8 protein-coding genes, 3 tRNA genes and 1 rRNA gene are annotated in these 20,238 nt (G+C 70.2%); 11 read left to right on the top strand and 1 reads right to left on the bottom strand.

From position 1 onward, the window contains the following. Positions 1–15 precede the first annotated feature (15 nt). On the top strand, positions 16–2,640 hold the full coding sequence (locus tag HNQ61_RS14395; protein ID WP_183685698.1) for a BTAD domain-containing putative transcriptional regulator: 2,625 nt from the start codon (positions 16–18) through the stop codon (positions 2,638–2,640). Here the strand turns inward: HNQ61_RS14395 and HNQ61_RS14390 are convergent. After that, a complete protein-coding gene (locus HNQ61_RS14390; RefSeq protein WP_170036889.1) occupies positions 2,599–3,177 on the bottom strand; it encodes a hypothetical protein in 579 nt (192 codons plus the stop codon). The two genes, HNQ61_RS14395 and HNQ61_RS14390, sit on opposite strands and share 42 nt — an antisense overlap. A gap of 346 nt (positions 3,178–3,523) precedes the next feature. On the opposite strand from HNQ61_RS14390, the gene HNQ61_RS14385 reads away from it, so the two are divergent. From HNQ61_RS14385 to HNQ61_RS14340, 10 genes are all read left to right on the top strand, one after another. Next, a tRNA-Pro gene (locus HNQ61_RS14385) sits at positions 3,524–3,597 on the top strand. Positions 3,598–3,616: 19 nt separating this feature from the next. Beyond that, positions 3,617–3,690, top strand: a tRNA-Arg gene (locus tag HNQ61_RS14380). 794 nt (positions 3,691–4,484) lie between these two features. After that, the gene (locus tag HNQ61_RS14375) at positions 4,485–5,447 is read left to right on the top strand and encodes a hypothetical protein (RefSeq protein ID WP_170036891.1); all 963 of its coding nucleotides are present in this window, start codon (positions 4,485–4,487) and stop codon (positions 5,445–5,447) included. A gap of 412 nt (positions 5,448–5,859) precedes the next feature. Beyond that, entirely contained in the window at positions 5,860–7,044 is a 1,185-nt protein-coding gene (locus HNQ61_RS14370) for a hypothetical protein (RefSeq protein WP_170036904.1), read from the top strand. Between the two features lie 77 nt (positions 7,045–7,121). Further along, complete coding sequence (locus HNQ61_RS14365) at positions 7,122–8,363, top strand: CHAT domain-containing protein (RefSeq protein ID WP_170036906.1); 1,242 nt, start codon at positions 7,122–7,124, stop codon at positions 8,361–8,363. 65 nt (positions 8,364–8,428) lie between these two features. Continuing rightward, positions 8,429–9,361, top strand: a complete 933-nt coding sequence (locus HNQ61_RS14360) for a DUF3108 domain-containing protein (RefSeq protein ID WP_170036907.1) — start codon at positions 8,429–8,431, stop codon at positions 9,359–9,361. A gap of 410 nt (positions 9,362–9,771) precedes the next feature. Continuing rightward, entirely contained in the window at positions 9,772–10,257 is a 486-nt protein-coding gene (locus tag HNQ61_RS14355; RefSeq protein WP_170036909.1) for a pyridoxamine 5'-phosphate oxidase family protein, read from the top strand. A 113-nt stretch (positions 10,258–10,370) separates the two neighbouring features. Then, positions 10,371–19,091: a GH36-type glycosyl hydrolase domain-containing protein gene (locus tag HNQ61_RS14350; RefSeq protein WP_170036911.1), complete on the top strand. Its 8,721-nt coding sequence runs from the start codon at positions 10,371–10,373 to the stop codon at positions 19,089–19,091. Positions 19,092–19,421: 330 nt separating this feature from the next. Next, positions 19,422–19,497, top strand: a tRNA-His gene (locus HNQ61_RS14345). 651 nt (positions 19,498–20,148) lie between these two features. Continuing rightward, a 16S ribosomal RNA gene (locus tag HNQ61_RS14340) occupies positions 20,149–20,238 on the top strand; the annotation flags it as partial.

The raw sequence follows: 20,238 nt of genomic DNA, 5'->3' as shown, positions 1-20,238 counted from the left end.
AATCCCTGTATTTCCATGGGTTCCGCCTTTGAGTTGAGGGTTCTGGGGGGAGCGGTTCTGCTCGGTCCGCACGGGCCGGTTCAGGGCCGGGCCGCACACCGCAGGCGCCTGGCGCTTCTGGCCATACTGGCGGGGGCCCAGGCGCGCGCGGTGGGGCGCGAACGAATCCTGGGCTATCTGTGGCCGGACCAGCCGTCGGACGCCGGCCGGCACCAGCTTTCCGAAGCGCTGTACGTGCTGCGCAAGGCGGTCGGCGAGAGCGTCTTCGTCACGGCGGGCGACGAGGTGGGGCTCAACCCCGCGATCCTGGGCACCGATGTGGCGGCATTCCGCGCGGCGATGGCCGGGGAGTGCTTCCGTGACGCGGTGGCGTTGTACCGCGGGCCGTTTCTGGACGGATTCCACGTATCCGACGCGCCGGAGTTCGAGCGGTGGGCAGAGGAGGTGCGCTCCTCGCTGTCTGACGCGTACGGCACCGCCGTGGAGGCGCTGGCTGAGCAGTGCGAGCGCGCGGCGGATTTCGCGGGAGCGGCGGGATGGTGGCGGCGGCGTGCCGTTCACGATCCGTACAGTTCGCGGATCGCGCTGCGGCTGATGCATGCGCTGGCGGCGGGTGGGGAACGGGGGGCCGCGCTCAAGCATGCGGCGGCCCACGGGGTATTTCTGCGCGAGGAACTCGGCGTGGATCCCGACCCCGAGGTGGGCGAGGCGATGCACCGGCTGGCGGCGGAAACCGCGGCGCTCCCCCGCCTGGTGGCTCGCGCACCGGCGGAGGATGAACCGTTCGTGGAGGGGGAAGCACCCGCCGAGGAGGAAGTTTTCGCGGAAGGGGAAGCTCCGGCGCGCGGGGCGGAGCCGGAAGCGGAGGCCGGCGGGGATGCGGGTGCGGCTCCGGAGGAGGATTTCTCCCGCGCCGGGGAGGACGGGGAGGAGCATCGTACGGCTGGCTCCGGACCGGCGCCGCCTGCCGCCGCCTCAGTTGGAGGGCCACTGGCGCACACCGGTCCCGCCTCCGCGGCCCTCGTTCCGCCCACTACTCGTGGTGCGCTGTTGGCGCGGTTTGCCGGCCACGTGGGAGCGGCGGCCCTGGGTGCGCTGCTGATCGTGGGTCTGCTGAGGCTGCTTCCCGGAGTGCCGGCTTCCGATGCGTCCCAGGAGGCGCTGGACATCCGGCGGATCGCCGTCATGCCCTTTGAGGCCTCGGGTGATCCTGAACACCAGGCGCTGGCGGACGCGATCACCGGATCGCTGATCGACCGGCTGAGCGGACTGGGCACCCTGCGCGTGATCCCCCGCAGAGGCGTCATGCCGTATGCCGGCCGGGCCGTGGTGCTGGACAGCATCACCCGGCGGCTGCGGGTGGGAACGCTGGTCACCGGGCGCCTGCAGCGGTCCGGAGCCGTCTACCGCGTGGACGTGCAGATGGTGGACGGCATCACGGGGGAGCAGCTGGCGAGCACGCAGGTGCAGGTGGCGCAAACGGAATTGTTCGCGCTGCAGGACGCGGTTTCCGCTCAGGTGGAGCGGTTTCTCCGCCGGCGTCTTGGCGATCAGGTGCGGTTGAGGGAGCACCGCGCGGGCACGCGCAGCGCGTCCGCCTACGCGCTGGCGGTGAGAGCGGACGGCTTCCGGGCCCGGGCGCGGAGGGTGGCCCTGCACAACGATCCCTTGGATGTCGCCGCCGCGGCCGCGCTCCTGCAGACCGCCGATTCGCTTCTGCACCGTGCGCAGCAGGAGGACCGGCAGTGGGTTCAGCCCCGGATTGACCGTGCGTGGGTGTGGGTGGAACTCTCCGGGCTCACCTCCGGGACCGCGCGGGTGCAGGCGCTGCAGGCCGCGCTGGGGCATGCCGCGGCGGCGCTCGATCTGGACGGGGAGAACGCGGCGGCGCTGGAAGTGCGCGGCACGGCGAGCTGGCGCTTGTCCACCGCGGTCAGCGAGGCGCCGGATTCTCTCAGGCCCAATGCCGAACGCGACCTTCGCGCGGCGACGCTCCGTGCCCCGGAACTCGCGCGCGCCTGGAGCACGCTGAGCCAGCTGCTGCGGATGAAAGGCGCGCTCGCCGAATCGGAACAGGCCGCGGAACGGGCGCTGGAGGAGGATGCGTTTCTGGAGGAGGCGCCCGCCATCCTGGACCGCATGTTCCGCAGTACGATGATGCTGGGCGACTATGCCGGTGCTGCGCGGTGGTGCGGGCGCGGGGGGCGGGAGTTCCCGAACGACTGGCGGTTTCTGGACTGCCAGCTCCTGCTGCTGCGGGAGGACCCCGGCGTTTCCCCGGATCCGGCGCGGGCCTGGGCACTGGTGGCCCGGCTGGAGGTGCTTGATCCCCCCGCCAAGGCGCGGCAGGCCGGTAATCCCTACAGCCCCATCTTCCGGCGGCTGGTGGCGGCGTCGGTGTCCGCGCGCGTCGGAGATGGCGAGCGGGCCCGGGCGGAACTCGCCCGGGCCCGCCGTGATGTGGGAAACAATCGCGAACTGGCGGTGGACCTGAAGTACGACGAGGCCTACGTGCGGCTCGTTCTGGGTGAACGGAACCAGGCGCTGCGGCTCCTGCGCGAATACCTGGCCGTCCGCCACGAGAACCGCGAGTTCATCCTACGAGACCGCCTCTTCGCGGATATTGTCCCGGGGCTCTAGCGCATACTTTTCGGGGATCATGGCGATTGCTCTGTGCTCTCCCGCCGCCAGGATGTGGAAGTTGGATTCGATGATGGTGGCGCCGCTCGGCAACGCGATCAGCCCATGAAGTGCGTACGGCTCGGACTTGGGAAGATGGGCAAACGCGAAGACGTCAGGGTCCCTCCACGCCTCCTGCATGAGTCTAAGCCGGACGCCGGCATCGACGCCGTACATGCGCGCGTAATACGGCTGTACGAACTTCTCGATCGCGGACTCGCTCCAGAACACGGCGTCGTAGTCGTCTCGCAGGGAATGCGCCTTGGAGTTGCTTCCTTTCCGGGTGCTCGCGACCACGGACAGCAGATTGGGCCTGTCGGGAACGGGATAGTCGCAAGTGTGGCACGTAATCAGCAGCCTGTCGGGATCCTGATTCGCCGGTTTCTGCTCCGTGATCACGAAGTCATCTTGCCCGATCTGCAGGTACACCTCCTGCCCGCGCATCCCGTCCGCGGCTTCGGCGGCCCGCCGCAGTGTTCCTGCCTTGACAGTGGTCATGATGCATTCCCTGGTGCTGGGTGACAACCGGCGCCACGGCGCGGCGCCCGCCGAGTCGGCGTGGCTCGGTGGACGCAATCTGGCTCGCGCATCTCAACTCGTTGTCCCCGTGGGTGTCAACCTTCGCGAGTGGATGCCGAAAGCCGGGCTCTGCCGCTTCAATACGGGCCTTCCATCGTTTCAGCGATAAAAAGACCGGAGCGTAAGCCGGGCGAGAACGGGCCAACAAGTAGGGAACGCGGGTGAGGAGGAGGGGGCCATCGGGGGATCGCGGTGCGCGCCGTGGCGCGTGATCTTGCGGGGGTTGACCGATCCGGCCCGGAGGCGTAGCTTTTCGCGCTCCCGACGGGGTGTGGCGCAGTCCGGTAGCGCGCCTGCTTTGGGAGCAGGAGGTCCTCGGTTCGAATCCGGGCGCCCCGACTATGGCTGGCAGATGCAAGCGCCAGTAGCTCAGTTGGATAGAGCAACGGCCTTCTAAGCCGTAGGTCGCTGGTTCGAGCCCAGCCTGGCGCGTGTCCGTCGAAACCCCCGCGATTGCTGCATTTGCAGCGGTCGCGGGGGTTCTTCGTTTTTGGACTCCTTCGGCGGTTTCACACTCTCGAGATTTTCCAATCCTTCCATCGGGGCGTCAGCCGCTCTTCCGGGGCACGCGCATGGTGCCCCAAACCGCCATCTCGCCACGGCAGCAGTCAGACGGGGCCGTCCGCGTGCGGCCGGGACAGTGCCCGAACCTCCAGGATCCCAGGGCGGGGCGTACGCGGAACTCGGCGCGTGGGGAAAAGCTCGCGGCCGCCAAGGTTTTCCTCCTTGCCACCGCGGTAGGCGAGTGTGGCGAGGCGGGCCTCGTACGGCCACGACCTGGGGCTGCTTGACCGTGGGGCTCCGCACCCCCTCGTCCACGGGCGCTTCATCCACCAGCGCCGCGAAAGCGGCCACCCCGTTCTCCAGGAACGTCCGCTCGAACTCCCTCCACATCCCCCCAAGCGCTCCAACGCGGAGCGGGTGACGGATGGTCGCGTCGCACTCGCTGCTCGCCGCCCGGGCGAAGAACAGCCGTCCGCGATCCTCGGTGCCGACATCGTCCACGAACGCGCACCGATTTGCGCAGATCGCGCGGGGCGCGCACGGCCCAACCGCTTGATGATCGATCCGCAGTCTGACCCCCAAGGGCGCGGACGAGCACTCCCGTGCGAAACGGGAGGAGCGCGTCCGACGAATTGTTCGCGCACTGGTGACGGTACCCGTCGATCAAGCGCGCCGAGCTGGTTCGTTCATCGCTCCACCCTCTTACCTGGGAAGGTCCGACCATGAAGCTCAAGCTGCTCCTCATCGTGCTTTTGTGCGCCTGCACGGCATCCGCCCACGGCCAGAGATCCGCGTCGTTCCAGGATGCGGGTCCCGCCGGGCGGACACCCGGCCGCGAAGTGGGCGAGACCGGCTACGTCACGTTTCGCTACCGCGGCCAGCAGGTCCGGCTTGCCACCGTCCGTGCGGAGGACGGGAACGTGTGGCTGCAGCAGAACCTGGGAAGCGAGCGCGTAGCGGAGGACCGCGAGGATTCCCGCGCGTATGGCGACCTCTTTCAGTGGGGCCGCTGGGACGACGGCCATCAGGTGCGCGAGCCGGCGAATACCCGCGCTCTTCCCGGTGCGCTGCACACCGGCACCATCGATCCCGCGACCCATCCCCGCGACCCGGGACAGGTGGCGTCGGCCGGGAGGGTGCCGTTCATGTACAACTTTCCCTGGTGGTGGCCTTCCGACCGGCCTGCGGACGAGTGGACCGGGCGCAGCCCCGCCGACGCGAGTGCGCGGCGCGGTGTAGATCCATGTGCGGCCATCGGCGGGAACTGGCGCCTGCCATCCAGCGCGGATTTCGCGGCCATCGACCGAGCGGCGGTGATCACTGACGCAAACGGAGCGTGGCAGTCCACCCTCAAGCTTCCGCTGGCCGGCGTTCGCGATCACAACACCGGGGAGCTGCAGAACGGGGACCGCGCGGGTGTGTTCTGGACGAGTTCGCTGGACGGCCAGGGAAACGGCGTTGCCTTCGACGCCGCCAGTGGTGAGATCGGCGTAAACGAGCGGGGGGTCGGCAGTTCGGTGCGGTGCGTCATGACGGGAGGCGCTCCGTCCGCCGGCGATGCGGCGCCGGGGGCAGCGGCCTTCACCCCCGCCGGGATGCAGACGCCGGACGATGCGATGTTGGCGCGCAAGCTCGAAGCGCTTACGCGCAAGATCAACGAGCGCCTTCGGAACCCGCGCAACTGATCTGGATCATCGACCAGAAGGAGCCTGCTCCGCGGCATGCGGCGGGCTCGTTTCCCGGAACCCGGGGGGTCTGGCGAGCCCCTCCCGCCGATCACCCCCGGGTTCGCGGCGCTTCAGCCGAACGCGAAGCGAGCCCCGGTGTCCCCTGCCGCGCTCTGGCGTGGGAACGCCCAGCGCCGGCGCCCGTGCGGGTGGTTCAGCCGTGACTCGCCACCACCGCCGTTGCCTTCGGCGTGAAATCACAGGAGCTGCCGTCCATCGTGGACGTGAAAGGGTCATTCTTCGGCGTCCCGCCGGTGCCTGGCCCCGGTCCGTTCCGCCGGGAACCGCCGAGGCAGAAAACCCTCACGACGCCGGGTGTGCCGCTGCCCGAGCCCAGCAATCATTGGACAACCATCATCCCCAAACGACGATGAAAACCCGTTTGATCCGGTCTCATGGACTTGGAACCGCCGTTCTGCGCTTCGCGACGCTGTGCGTCCTGGCGCTCGCTCCCGTCCCCGCGCACGCGCAGGAGGTGCTCACGAATGAGCACATCGTCGAACTGACACGGGCATCGGTCGACCCGGCCGTGATCGTTTCGACCATCGAAAGCTCGCGGTCGAGCTTCAACGTAGGCGTCCGGGAGATCGTCGCGCTGAGCGACGCGCGCGTGAACCGGGAGGTGATCGCCGCGATGCACGCCGCCGTGTCGCGCAGCGGTCAACCCCGATCGGGGATGGGAGCGGGTGCAACGGCATCGGTTCCGCTCCCGTCGGAGTTCGGGATGTTCGTGGTTCGGGGCGGGGAACCCTCCCGCCTCCCCCTTGTGGCCATGACGCTCGACAATACCTGGACCGACGGGCGGGGACAGCCGATGCCAAGGATCCAGGTGCCGAACGGACGCGCGATTCAGGCAATGGAAGTCGAGGACGACAATCCGACCCTGGTCCTCTTCCGCGAAACCTCCCGCCCCACGCGCGTCCGCATGTTCCACCTGACGGACGGCGTTCTGAACGGCGCGCTGCTCCGCACGGAGATCCCGCTGCAGGCGGGGCCGGCGGGAACCGACCCCAGGATGCTGAAGCTGACCCCGGGAATCGCGCTCACGCATGGCTCGTATCTTATCGTGCTGGACGAGGACTTCACCCGCGCCTACGGGTTCGGACGTGTACAGGGACGCCGCAACGTCCCGTCGCTGGAGCCCTCCCGGGCGCTGGCCCTGGTACAGGCGACGGCCGGATTGAGGACGACCCTCTCCCCCGACTCTGTCCGGTCACTCGTCCTGGACGTGCTCGCGCGGGAGCACATCCCGGTCGAACGCGATTTCGACGCGGCGGGGCTCCTGCTCAGCTTGCGCGGGATCCGTGGCGGCGGGTGGTTGAGTGATCCCGTTGCCGTACAGTTCGCCATTCGCGTGCAGCCTTCCGGCTCCGGCAGCGAGATCCGCGTCGCGGCGGACGCGTACATGTCGGGGAGTCCCTCCGGCTGGCTCACGGGCGCTGACCTGGCCGAGGCTCCCCTCGTCTCCGCGCCGGATCAGAGCCGCCGGCATGCCCAGGGAATCAAGAAGGACATCGAACGCGCCATCCAGCGAGCCACGCAGCGGACCCGCTGAGGATCCGGCCGTCGCAGGGCGGCAGGGTGCATGAGCGACTCGCAATCCCGGTACGGATGGATTCATCGCAATCGTACATGCGCAAGATCACGGTGCAGGTGTTCGCCGCAGATCCGCTGTCCTCGGCCGCGGGCGGCTCCGCCCCCAGGCTGATGCTGGACGAGGAAGTGCGGCGGATGCGCGAGACGGTGCGTGCCGCGGATTACCGGGATGCGGTGGAATTCGACGTGCGCTGGGCCGCGCGCTCCGATGATCTGCTGCAGGCGATGAACGAAGTCACCGCCGACGTGGTGCACTTCAGCGGCCATGGAGGCAGTCACGGCCTGGTGCTGGTAGGGGATGACGGCCGATCCCACGCGGTGGGGGCGGAGGGACTGGCGCGCTTGTTCTCCGTGTTCGGTGCAGAGACCCGGATCGTCGTTCTGAACGCCTGCCTTTCGCTGCCGCAGGCAGAGGCGATCGCGGAGGTCGTGGGGTGTGCCATCGGCACCCGGAGCACGATCTCCGACGCGGCCGCGGTCACCTTCGCCGGCTCCTTCTACCGGGCGATTGCCTTTGGCCACTCGGTGGGCAGGGCGTTCGAGCAGGCATGCGCGGCGCTGGCACTGAAACACCCGCTGGAGTGCGAGTGTCCACAGCTGGTCGCCCGCTCCGGGGTGGATCCCGCGACGCTGGTGCTTCTTCCGCCTCCCGTCGCGCGCCGTCCCGCAGCGGCGTCCCCCGTCGCTCTCCCGCCCCCGAGGTGGTGGCGACTTTCCAGAACCGCCCTGGCCGGTGGAGCGGGCGCCCTGACGCTGGGAGTCAGTACCTGGGTGTACGGCTGGAATGCTGGGCAGGCCCCACCGTCACGGGACGGCCAGGCGCGGCCGGCCGTCGCGGCGGCGGCCCAGCAGGAACCGCGGCGCGTGACGGGTGCGGCGGATCCGCCGCACCCGCCGCCGTCGAGCCGGACCGGCGAGCAGCCCCGTGTGGAACCCGTGCGGAGGCCGGCCGGCCCGCCCTCCTCGTCCCGCCCGCAGCGTGGAGTGCCGGAAGTTTCGCGTCGTCCCCGGCCGCCGCGCGATCCCGATGCCGGAACCCTTGCGTTCGCGCCACAGGCACTCGCCGAAGCGCGAGCGGAGTTCGCGCGCGGCGAGTACCAACCCGCCCTTCGTCGCTTGGACGCGGCCCTTCAGCGGCTGGAGGTGCTCGACCGTCAGTTTCCCAATTCCCAGCCCGTGCGTTCGATGCTGAAGCAGATCGCCGCGCAGGCCTCGGAGGTCCGGACCGCGTGCGAGACTGACGCCGCAGTCCAGAAGGCGGAGGCAAAATGTACATAGGATCATCGAAACCCGTGAATATCTCTCCTGTGGCTTCTCCGCCGGTGCGGTGTTCGCGCGGCCGGATGGGCGCACTGCTGGTCGTGTGGTTCATGCTGATGGCCTGCCGCGCCGCGGTCCAGCTCCCTCCACTGACACTCGACGAGGTGGCCCGCCTGATTCGCGACAGGGTACCGCCGGTACGCATCCAGGCCGGCTCTCGAGAGCGGTGCCTCGGGTTCGCGTGGGGTCCCGAAGCGGAAGCTCGGCTGCGTGCGGCCGGAGCGACTTCGGACGTGCTGGATGTCGTCCAGACCGCCTGCAAGCGGCTTCCGCCTCCGCGGTTCTCCGGGTCGCCGGTCCCTCCCCGCCCTGAGGTCGGCCGGCTCCGCCCACTCACCGGCGTCTACCGCCTCCGCGGGCAGTCCGACAGCATCACCCAGCAGATCCTGCACGAGACGCGCGACGGCCATGCCGTAGTCCGGCTCCTCACCACACTACGCGGTGACCAGCGCGGCAGCACATCCGAAACACGCATCGACGCGGTTTCCTTTGCTCCCGTTTCTTATGCCGCGACCATGTACCAGGGCTCGGCGACTGCCCGCGTGATTCTGCGACGGGTGGGAGACTCTGTCGTGGGAATCGCCCAGGATTACGGGAAGCCCACTTTCGCCCTCCAATACAACGCGCATGAGGGCACCCTGCTCCCCGGAATGTCGGACCTGATGCTGCTCGCGACGCCTGACCTCTCGCTCGGCCGCCGATTCGTTCTGCCGACATTCACCAACACCACGGGAGATCCCTGCCTGCTCTCCCTTGCGGTGGAGCGGGAAACGACGGTTACCGTGCCGGCCGGGATCTTCCCGGCGTGGCAGGTGCGCGCGAGCGGGGACGGGTGTGGACGCGCCTTTCGATTGTACGTCAGCAGAGAGCCGATCCCCGGGTACCCGCCTCGCGTCATCCTCGCGACGGAAGGCTCCGGGTATCGCGTGGAGTTGATCCGCGTCCGGCCGGACTGAGGCACTGAGCGCGCCGTGGCCTTGCCGGAACTCACCCTCCGGGCCGGTTTCCTGGACGGTGTCGACGAAGGAGCCCTCCGGCCGATAGACGCACGGGCGGAAACTCGAGCGCCATCCGCTGATTGTTCCCACGCCACGGATCGGGCTCCCCCTCCCGCTTCGCCACCCCACCTCCCGTTCGGTGCAGGATCCGCCACGCATCGCGCGATGCGCATCCCGCTCCGCCCGGCCCGACCCGCCGATCCCCAACCCGTCACTCCGGCCTCGAAGATGAACCCCGGCGTTTCCGTGCGGCGCGAGCGCCCGTCTGGATGCCCGTCATCTGAATCGCGGTGCTCTTTTGACCAAATGGATAATATCCGCTATTGTACAATTGACCAACAACGTCCCACCCGCGCCACAGGACCGTGATGAACGACTCTGCCCGTCCCAGCTTCCGCTCGCTGGACCGTGATGAATGCATGGCGATCCTGGGCCGCAACTCCGTGGGGCGCATTGCCTACACCTCCGGCAACCGCGTGCAGATCGAGCCGCTGAGCTACGTGCAGCACGGCGCCTGGCTGTACGGGCGCACCTCCAACGGGTCCAAGCTGGCCGCCACCAGCACGCACTGGGCGCCCGTCGCGTTCGAGGTGGACGAGGTGGAAGCGGTGTTTCAGTGGCGCAGCGTGGTCGTCCATGGCGGGTTCTACACGCTGGTGGATGACGGGCGGGCGGATCACGACGCGGAGTGGTGGCAGGGCGTGCAGCTGCTGCGCGGTCTGATTCCCGACACGTTCAGCGGCGACGATCCCGTCGGCTTCCGCACCGTCCTGTTCCGCATGGCGGTGCAGGACGTCACCGGCCGCGAAGCAGTCCCGGGGCGCGTACCCGTCCTGGCGGTCGCGGCCGCGTAGCGGATTGCGCCGGCGCCCGCGGGCGCGCGCATCCGTACGGGCGAGTTCTCCGATGGCGCAAGCCGGGGAAAGGCCCACACCGAGCCGCTCCGGCTCCTGCCCCAAGGTAGACTTTGTCCGATGAAGACTCGACCGTCGCCCCGATCCGCCTCCGCTCCCTTCTGACGCCCCGCGCCCGCCCCGGGCGCGACGAGCTTCTGTCCGGCCCCATCCGCGGCGAGCTTCTGGGCGCCGACCAGCTCGCCGAAAAGGCCGGCCAGGTCGCGCTCCGGCAGACGCTTGCCGCCACCCCGCGCGGCTCCCGCGGCGCTCCCCTCCTCAGCCGGCTCAACCAGACCCGCGGCATTCTGAACGACGCGTACGCGCAGCTGGCCGCGGGCGCCGACCGTGAACTGGACGTGGGCCCCGCCGGCGAGTGGCTGCTGGACAACGCCTACGTGGTGCAGGAGCACATCCGCGAGGTGCTGGATACCCTCCCCCCGGGCTACTACCGCGAACTCCCCGAGCTGTCCAGCGGCGCGCTGGCCGGCTATCCGCGCGTCTACGAACTGGCCATCACCCTGATCTCGCACACCGAGAGCCGGGTGAACCTGGAGAACCTGGAGCGCTTCGTTTCCGCCTTCCAGGCGCACACGCCGCTGTGCATCGGCGAGCTGTGGGCCATTCCCGCCATGCTGCGGCTGGCGCTGCTGGAAAGCGTCCGGCGGATGGCGCTGCGCACTGTGCAGCGGATGGACGAGATGGAAGCGGCCGGCGCGTGGGCCGCGCGCATCGGAGAGGCCAGCGGCGAAGGGCCGGAGGCGCTGGGCGCGGCACTGGACGCCTTTGCCGGAGATCCGCCGCCGCTGACGCCGGTCTTCGTTTCCCGCTTCCTTCACCAGCTGCGGCTGACGCGCGGCGCGTACCCCCCGCTGGCGCAGATCGAGGCGTGGATCGGCGACCGGGCTCTGGGCGCGGACGACGCGGCGGCCCGCTCCACCCAGCACCTGGCGCTCACGCAGGTGATGATGGCGCACAGCATCACCTCGCTGCGCGCCATCGCCCACCTGGACTGGCGCGTGTTCGTGGAGGGGCAGAGCGCCATGGACGCCGTGCTCCGTCAGGACCCCGCCGGCTTCTACGGGCGGATGACCTTTGCCACGCGCGACAGCTACCGCCACGCCGTGGAGCGCATCGCCCGCCGCACGGGGCTGGGGGAGGAAGCCGTCGCACGCGCCGCGGTGGACCGCGCCCGGGCCGGTGCGGAAGATACGGCGTCGGACCTCCGCGCCCATGTCGGCTACTACCTGGTGGACAAGGGGCTGGCGGAGCTGGAGGCGGAGACCGGATACCGGCCGCGCGCCGGCGAGGCGGTGCACCGCTGGGTGCTGCGCCATCCGGACTGGGTGTTCGGCGGCGGGGTGGCGGGGGGCACGGCGGCGGCGCTGGCGGCGGTGCTCTGGCTGGCGGGGCACGCGGCGTGGAGCGCGTGGCCCGTCGTGCTCCTGCTGGCCTTTCTTCCCGCGTTCGACATCGCCCTGAGCGCGGTGAACCAGCTGGTGACCGCGTACCTGCCGCCCCGCGTGCTCCCCAAGCTGGAACTGGGGGAGCACGGCGGCATTCCCGCCGGCCTGCGGACCGCGGTGGTCGTTCCCACGCTGTTCGGCGGGATCGACGCGGTGCAGGAGGCGCTGGAGAACCTGGAGGTGCAGTTTCTGGCCAACCGCCAGCCCAACCTGCACTTCGCCGTGCTGAGCGACTTCACCGACGCGGACACGCAGACGGTCGCGGGGGATGACGAGATCGTCGCCGCGGCGGCGGCGGGGGTGCGCGCGCTCAACGAGCGCTACGGCCGTGGCCGCGAAGACGCTTTCTATCTTTTCCACCGTCCCCGCCTGTGGAATCCCCGGCAGGGCGTGTGGATGGGATGGGAGCGCAAGCGCGGCAAACTGTCCCAGTTCAACCACTGGCTGCGCGGCGGCGCGGAGAGCGCGTTCTCCACCATCGTCGGGGATGTGCGGCCGCTGCCGGAGGTGCGCTACGTCATCACCCTGGACGCGGACACGGTGCTCCCCCCGGGCGCTGCGGCGGAGCTGGTGGGCGCGCTGGCGCATCCCCTCAACCGCGCCGTGTACGACGAGGCGGCGGGGCGCGTGGTACGCGGCTACGGCATCCTGCAGCCGCGGGTGGGCGTACGCCTGCCCAGCGCGCACGCCTCCCGGTTCGCCGCCATCCACTCCGGGCATCCCGGCGTGGATCCGTACACCACCGCCGTTTCCGACGTCTACCAGGACCTGTACGGCGAGGGAAGCTTCACCGGAAAGGGCATCTACGACGTGGACGCATTCGAGCGGGCCACGCACGGGCGCTTTCCGGAAAACACCCTCCTGTCCCACGACCTGGTGGAGGGGAGCTACGCTCGCGCGGGGTTGGCCACCGAGATCAGCGTCTACGATGACTATCCCACCCGCTACCTCACCTGGACGCGGCGCAAGCACCGCTGGGTGCGCGGCGACTGGCAGCTGCTTCCCTGGCTGACGCCGCGCGTGTCGGGGCCGGACGGGCCGGAGCCCAACCGGCTTCCCGCCATCGCCCGGTGGAAGATCCTCGACAACCTGCGCCGCAGCACGCTGGAGATCGGCCTCCTCCTCTTTCTCGTGGCGGGATGGGCGTTCCTGCCCGGCTCGCCGCCCAGGTGGACGCTGCTGGGGCTGCTGGCCATCGCCGCGCCGTGGATCATCTCCCTCGTTCTCGCGGTTCTGCGCCCGCCGCTGGACCGCTCGTGGCACGCGTACTACGCCGCCGTCGCGCGCGACGCGGTGATCAGCGCCCAGCAGGTGGGGCTGGCGGTCGCGTTCCTGCCGCACCAGGCCTGGGTGTCGGCGGACGCCATCGCCCGCACGCTGTGGCGCCTGTTCGTCACCCGGCGCTCGCTGCTGGAGTGGCAGACGGCCTCCGGCGCGGAGCGCTCCGCCAGCCGCGCGGCGTCCAGCGTGTGGCGCGCGATGATCTCCGCGCCGCTGCTGGCCCTGGGCGCCGGAGTTCTCGTCGGGTGGCGTGTGATGGGCGGCGGCGGGCCGGGGTGGATGGTGATCGCCGCCGCGCTTCCGGTGCTGGCGCTGTGGATCGCGTCTCCCGCCATCGCGCACGCCCTCAGCGCCCCCGCCATCCGCGGCACGCGTCCCCTTTCCGCCGTGCAGCGGACGGATGCGATGCGGCTGGCGCTGCTGCACTGGCGCTTTTTTGACCGGTTTGTGGGGCCGGAGACGCACGCGCTGGTCCCGGACAACTTTCAGGAGGACCCGTCGCCCGTGGTCGCCATGCGGACGTCGCCCACCAACATCGGCCTGCAGCTGCTGGCGGTGGGGAGCGCGTACGAGCTGGGTTTCATCACCTGCGCGGAAATGGCGCGGCGGCTGGAGCTCACCTTCCGCACGCTGGAGCGGCTGCGGCGCCACCGCGGGCACTTCTTCAACTGGTACGATCTCACCGACCTGCACGTGCTGGAGCCGGCGTACGTGTCCACCGTGGACAGCGGCAACCTGGCCGGGCACCTGCTCGCGCTCCGCCAGGCGTGCCTGTCCGCGCGCGACGAGCCCGTGCCGGACGCCGGGTTCGCCGCGGGGATGCGGACCGCGCTGGCGCTGGCGGATGAACGGCTGCGCGCCCTCGCCGCCTCGGTGGAAGGGCCGGAGGCGCAGCGGATCGCGCAGATCGCCGCGACCTCGCTTCGGCGCGCGGAGACGGCGCTCTTCGGCGAGGACTCCGGCTCGAGCGGAACGATCGATACGATGGATGGGGCCGCGGCCCTGCGCGATGCGCTGAACGCCGTTTCCGGCGCGGACATTCCCGCGGAGGCGCGCGGTCCGGCGGAGGAGTGGATCGAGTGGAGCCTGCGCCGCGTAGACGAGCATCGCGCCGAAGCCGCCGGATCAGCGGACGACACCGCGGCGCGGCTGGAGGCCATCGCCGCGCGCGCGGACCGCTACGTGGCGGAAATGGACTTCCGTTTTCTGTTCGACGGGGAGCGCGAGCTTTTTTCCATCGGCTACCAGCACGCGGGCGCGGCGCTGGACCCGTCGTACTACGACCTGCTGGCGTCGGAGTCGCGGCTGGCCAGCTTCGTCGCCATCGCCAAGGGCGAAGTACCGGTGGACCACTGGTTCCGCCTGGGCCGCTCGCTCACCCACGCCGCGGGGGAAACGGCGCTGGTGTCGTGGAGCGGCAGCATGTTCGAGTACCTGATGCCGGCGCTGGTGATGCGCTCGCTCCCCTTCACGCTCCTCGACCAGACGTACTCCGGCGCCGTCCGCCGGCAGGTGGCGTACGGCACGGAGCGGGGCGTGCCCTGGGGTGTGAGCGAAAGCGCGTACAACCTGCGCGACCGCCATCTCACCTATCAGTACCGCGCCTTCGGCGTGCCGGACCTGGCGCTCAAGCGCGGGCTGGGGCGCGACCTGGTCATCGCCCCGTACGCCTCGGTACTGGCGCTGATGGTGGCGCCGGCGCGCGCGCTGGGGAACATGGCGGCGCTGGAGGCCAAGGGGGCGCTGGGGCCGTACGGCTTTCGCGACGCGCTGGACTACACCCGGCCGGACCCGGCGCGGCGCTACGCCGTCGTGGGCAACTACATGGCGCACCACGTGGGAATGGGGCTGGCGGCGCTCACCAACGTGCTGGCCGTGCACGGATGGCAGGACCACTTTCACGCCGATCCGCTGGTCCGGTCTGCGGAGCTGCTGCTGCACGAGCGGGTTCCGCGGCGGCTGATGCTCCGCGACGCGCAGGCGACCCGCGCGGACGAGGCGCTTCCGGACCCGGAGACGGAAAGCCCGGCTGTGCGCGAGTTCGACCGGCCGGACACGGAGCGCCCGCACATCGCCCTGCTGGGCCGCGCGCCGTACACCATCATGGTGAGCCACTGCGGCTCCGGCTACAGCCGCTACGAGGAGCTGGCCGTCACCCGCTGGCGGGCGGACGGGACGTCGGATGCGTCAGGGCAGTTCATCTACCTCAGGGACGTCACGAGCGGCCGGGTGTGGTCCGCCGCGCACCAGCCGGTGTGCGCCCCCGCGGACGCCTACCGCGCGCTGCTCGCCACGGACCGCGTCACCTTTCTGCGCTCGGACGGGGAGATCGAGACGCGGACGGAGATCGCCGTGGTGCCCGAGGACGCCGCCGAGGTGCGCAGCGTGACGGTGACCAACCACGGCGCGGAGGCGCGGGAGATCGAGCTGACCAGCTACGGCGAAATCGTGCTCGGCAAGCCGGACGCGGACCGCGCGCACCCCGCGTTCGCCAACCTGTTCGTGCAGACGGAGTGGCACTCGTGGTGTACCGCCGTCACCGCCACCCGCCGCCCCCGCGCCGCGGGAGAGCCGGTCCTGTGGTGCGTGCACGTGGTGGATGACGGGCGCGACCGCGTGGGCTCCGTCACCTGCGAAACGGACCGCGCCCGCTTTCTGGGACGCGGCGCCACCCCGCGCGACCCCGCCGTCCTGGAAACGGACGGGCCGCTGTCGGGGACGACGGGCGCGGTGCTGGACCCCATCTTCGCCCTGCGCACCCGCGTGCGGCTGCAGCCGGGGCAGTCCGCCTCCGTCGCCTTTACCACGCTGGTAGCGGCGACCCGCGAGCGCGCCTTTGAGCTCGCGGGCCGCTATCACGATTCCAGCGCGGCGCAGCGGGCGCTGGACCTGGCGTGGACCTCACAGCAGGTGGAACTGCGCGAACTGGCGCTCACGCCGGCGGACGCGGCGGTCTTTCAGGAGATCGCGGGCGCCATGCTGTATCCCCGGGCGGAGCTTCGCGCGCCGCAGGAGGAGCTCGCGCGCAACCACGGCTCTCAGCCGCTGCTGTGGGCGGCGGGAATCAGCGGCGACTGGCCCATCGTGCTGGCCTCCATCGACACCGCCGACGGCCTCCCGACGCTGCGCCAGCTCTTTGCCGCGCACCAGTACTGGCGCCGCCGCGGAATGACGGTGGACCTGGTCGTCCTCAACGCGCAGCCTTCCACCTACCTGCAGGAGGTGCACGACAGGATCATGGAGGGGATGTTCGCCTCCGGCGAGACGGAGCTGGACCGGCCGGGCGGCGTCTTCGTGCGCACGCGCGACCAGATGGACGAAGCCACGCTCCTGATGCTTCGGGGGACGGCGCGGCTGGCCATCCACTGCGACGGGCGCACGCTGGCCCACGTGATGGAGGAAACCACGGTTTCCGACCGGGCGCCTGCGCCGGATCCCGTGCCGGACCGGGCTCCGCACCGCGCGCTGGAGCAGCACGCGCTCCCCGCCCTCCCCGCGGGGCGCCGGGTGCGCTCGCATCACACGGCGGACCTGTCCGGTACCGCGGCGACGGTTCTCCCCCCGCGCCGCGGCGTGGACACGCAGGCGTTCGCCTCGCCGGACGTGCTGCGCTTCGACAACGGGCACGGCGGACTGACGGCGGAGGGCGACTACGAGGTGCGCGTCCGCGGCGGCTTCGTTCCGCCCGCGCCGTGGGTGAACGTCGTCGCCAACCCGTACGGCGGCTTCGTGGTGAGCGAGCGCGGCGCCGGCTACACCTGGGCGGGCAACAGCTACTTCTATCGATTGACGCCCTGGCACAACGACCCGGTCAGCGATCCCGCGCCGGAGGTCATCTACCTGCGCGACGAGGACACGGGCGAGCTGTGGAGCGCCACCCCGGCCCCGGCGGGCGGGGAGGCGGAATACACGGTCCGCCACGGCGCGGGATCCTCCACCTTCGCCTCCGAGCACGGCGGAATCCGGACGCACCTCACCCTGGCGATGGCGGAGGGGGATGCGGCGCGCCTTTCCGTCCTCCGCGTAACCAACCATGGAGACCAGCCGCGCCGCATTGGGCTGACGGCGTACGCGGAGTGGACGCTGGGCGTGCTGCGCGAGCACACCCAGCACCAGGTGCACACGCGCTATGACGCGGAACTGGGGGCCGTGCTGGCGCAGAACTCGTTCGATCCGCAGTTCGCCGCGTGGGTGGCGTACTGCGCGCTCAGCGAGCCGGTGACCGCCCACACGGCGGACCGGCGCGAGTTCCTGGGCCGCAACGGCACCCTGTCCGATCCCGCCTCCCTGCGCACCGCCGGGCTGCTGGGGACGACGGGCGCGGGCCACGACCCCTGCGCGGCGCTGCAGTGCCTGCTGGAGCTGGCTCCGGGGGAAACGCGGGAGATCGCCGTCCTTCTGGGCGCGGCGGAGGGGGAAGCGGAGGCGCGCGCCGCCATCCTGCGCCACAGCGGCGCGGGCACGGCCGCGGCGGCCTCCGCGGTGAGCGTGGCGGCGTGGGCGGAGCGCCTGTCCGTCATCACCGTGCGCACGCCGGACCCCGCGTTCGACGCCATGCTCAACCGCTGGGCGCTGTACCAGGCCCTTTCCTGCCGCATGTGGGCGCGTTCCGCACTGTACCAGAGCAGCGGCGCGTACGGCTTCCGCGACCAGCTTCAGGACGTGCTCGCCTTCGTGTACGCGGAGCCGGCGGTGGCGCGGGAGCACATTCTGCGCGCGGCGGCGCGGCAGTTCGTGGAGGGCGACGTGCAGCACTGGTGGCATCCGCAGAGCGGCCGGGGCGTGCGCACCCGCTTCTCTGACGACCTGGCCTGGCTGGCGTACGTGGTGGATGGATACGTGAACGTCACCGGCGACGCGGCGGTGCTGGACGAATCCGTCCCCTTTCTGTCCATGCGCTCGCTGGAGCCGCACGAGCACGAGGTGTACGACCTGCCCCAGGTGGCGGATGAGCACGCCAGCGTGTACGAGCACTGCCTGCGCGGGCTGCGGCGCGCGTGCACCTCGGGCGCGCACGGCCTGCCGCTCATCGGCATCGGCGACTGGAACGACGGAATGAACCGCGTGGGCTACGAGGGCCGGGGTGAGAGCGTGTGGCTGGCGTGGTTCCTCACGGCCACGCTGCGCGCCTTTGCCCTGCACGCCGACCGGCGCGGGGACGAAGCGGTCGCGGCGGAGCTTCGGGCACACGCGGACGGGTACGCCGCCGCCGCCGAGGCGCACGGGTGGGACGGGGAGTGGTATCGGCGCGCGTACTTTGACGACGGCACGCCGCTCGGCTCGCGGGAAAGCGACGAGTGCCGCATCGACTCCATCGCGCAGAGCTGGAGCGTCATTTCCGGCGCGGGCGCCCCGGAGCGGCAGGACCGGGCGATGCGGTCGATGGAAGAGCACCTGGTGCGCGAAAAGGAGAGGATGCTCGTCCTTCTCACGCCGCCGTTCGACCAGACTTCGAACGATCCGGGTTACATCAAGGGCTACCTTCCCGGCGTGCGGGAGAATGGGGCCCAGTACACGCACGCCGCGCTCTGGGCGGTGCTGGCCACCGCGATCCGCGGGGAAGGGAACCGCGCGTTCGAGCTGTACCAGATGCTGAATCCGCTCACCCACACCGCCACGGCGGAGGGGGTGCACCGCTATCGCGCCGAGCCGTACGTGGTGGCGGCGGACGTGTACACGGCGGAAGGTCAGCTGGGGCGCGGCGGATGGACGTGGTACACGGGCTCGGCGAGCTGGACGTACCGGGTGGGCCTGGAGTCCATCCTGGGCTTCACCCGGCGCGGCGATACGCTGCGCATCGACCCGTGCGTACCGGACGCCTGGCCGGAGTTCACCATCGAGTACCGCTTCGGGGCCGCGCTGTATGTGATTACGGTGCTGCACCCGGGCCGCATCCGCGCGGCGGGCGCGTCGGTGACGGTGGATGGGAGGAACGTGGAGGGCCCGTCCTTTTCGCTCGTGGATGACGGAGTGCGCCACGAGGTGATCGTCCGCGCAGGCGGGGCAGGGATGGATGCCCCTGCGCAGGCCTTGGCCGCCACGCCCTGATTCGCGGGTCCGCCAGGATCGGCGGGGTGACGCACTGCTCCCCGCGCGCCCTGCCGTACCTCCGCTCCGTTCGTCGGCCGCGCGCATCTCCCGGCCGGCGGAGTGGAGCGCGGGATTCGCGGATGGGGCAGGGACGTCGAGGTAACGGAACGGATCCCCGCAATGGCAGAAGGCGCCATCGGACGCGCCACCCGGTATCGGCGGCCGATGCTGGCCGGCGCGTACTGCACCGCCGGGATAAAGAAAGTTTGAGGCAGGCCCTTGCGCGATCGCGCAGGTTTTTACAAATTGTGCGCGTCGCCGGGAAAGCGGCGGCTGAATTGACATCACGGTGAGCGTAGCTCAGCTGGTTAGAGCGCCGGATTGTGGTTCCGGAGGTCGCGGGTTCGAGCCCCGTCGCCCACCCCTTGATCGTGCCCCCGCGAAGCTTCGGCTTCGCGGGGGCACTGGTTTCTGGGAGCCCCGGTCGTTCCGCCGGCGGCTCCCTCCGTTTCCCCGGAGCTGTCCGCCGGGAACGCGGGTGCACGGCCCGCGGGTCCGGTCGAAAGAAGTTTCGGATCCGGCCTTGACGATGCGGGGAAGGGCTGATAGTTTCTAGGGCTGTCGCCTGAATGGCGGCGGCGGGGCGGCGAAGAGAAAAGTTTGGAATACCGCCCCTTGACGGAATCGGAAAACTCCAGTAGCTTGAAGGAGTTCGGCGCACGGCGGGATTCGCAAAAGCGAAAAAGTTGTTGAAGCTGAGGGGTTGACGGACTGGCCCAACGCTGTTAGCTTGAAGGACTGCCCGCTGCGACGGGCGGACGCGGCGGACCGGGTGAAACTGGTCTGGTTGCCATGGAGCAGAACGAACGAAGCGGGCTTTGGTCCGCGGGATTCTGAAATTGACAATTCGGGTCTTGGGAGTGCTTTTGTAAACAGGCGCCCCGTGGTGGAGTCAGCCGGAGGCAACACGTCCTCCGCATTCACGTGCAACACGGGATGTCAACGTGAAGTATTCCGAACGGAAGCAACGGACGTAATTGTCCGGCGTTTCGTTCAACAAAGAGCTGTTTGAATTCTCATGGAGAGTTTGATCCTGGCTCAGGACGAACGCTGGCGGCGCGCTTAACACATGCAAGTCGAACGGGGCACTTCGGTGCTTAGTGGC

Source organism: Longimicrobium terrae (assembly GCF_014202995.1).
In the GTDB taxonomy this organism is placed as follows: Bacteria; Gemmatimonadota; Gemmatimonadetes; order Longimicrobiales; family Longimicrobiaceae; genus Longimicrobium; species Longimicrobium terrae.
The sequence above is the reverse complement of the archived record's forward strand: the minus strand, read 5'-3'. Positions and strand labels throughout refer to the sequence as shown.

Excerpts from the sequence above, each read along its gene's own strand:
- HNQ61_RS14360 (WP_170036907.1), top strand. The coding sequence starts at position 8,429 with ATGGGCGCACTGCTGGTCGTGTGGTTCATGCTGATGGCCTGCCGCGCC.
- HNQ61_RS14365 (WP_170036906.1), top strand. The coding sequence starts at position 7,122 with ATGCGCAAGATCACGGTGCAGGTGTTCGCCGCAGATCCGCTGTCCTCG.
- HNQ61_RS14390 (WP_170036889.1), bottom strand. The coding sequence starts at position 3,177 with ATGACCACTGTCAAGGCAGGAACACTGCGGCGGGCCGCCGAAGCCGCG.
- HNQ61_RS14370 (WP_170036904.1), top strand. The coding sequence starts at position 5,860 with ATGAAAACCCGTTTGATCCGGTCTCATGGACTTGGAACCGCCGTTCTG.
- HNQ61_RS14375 (WP_170036891.1), top strand. The coding sequence starts at position 4,485 with ATGAAGCTCAAGCTGCTCCTCATCGTGCTTTTGTGCGCCTGCACGGCA.
- HNQ61_RS14395 (WP_183685698.1), top strand. The coding sequence starts at position 16 with ATGGGTTCCGCCTTTGAGTTGAGGGTTCTGGGGGGAGCGGTTCTGCTC.
- HNQ61_RS14355 (WP_170036909.1), top strand. The coding sequence starts at position 9,772 with ATGAACGACTCTGCCCGTCCCAGCTTCCGCTCGCTGGACCGTGATGAA.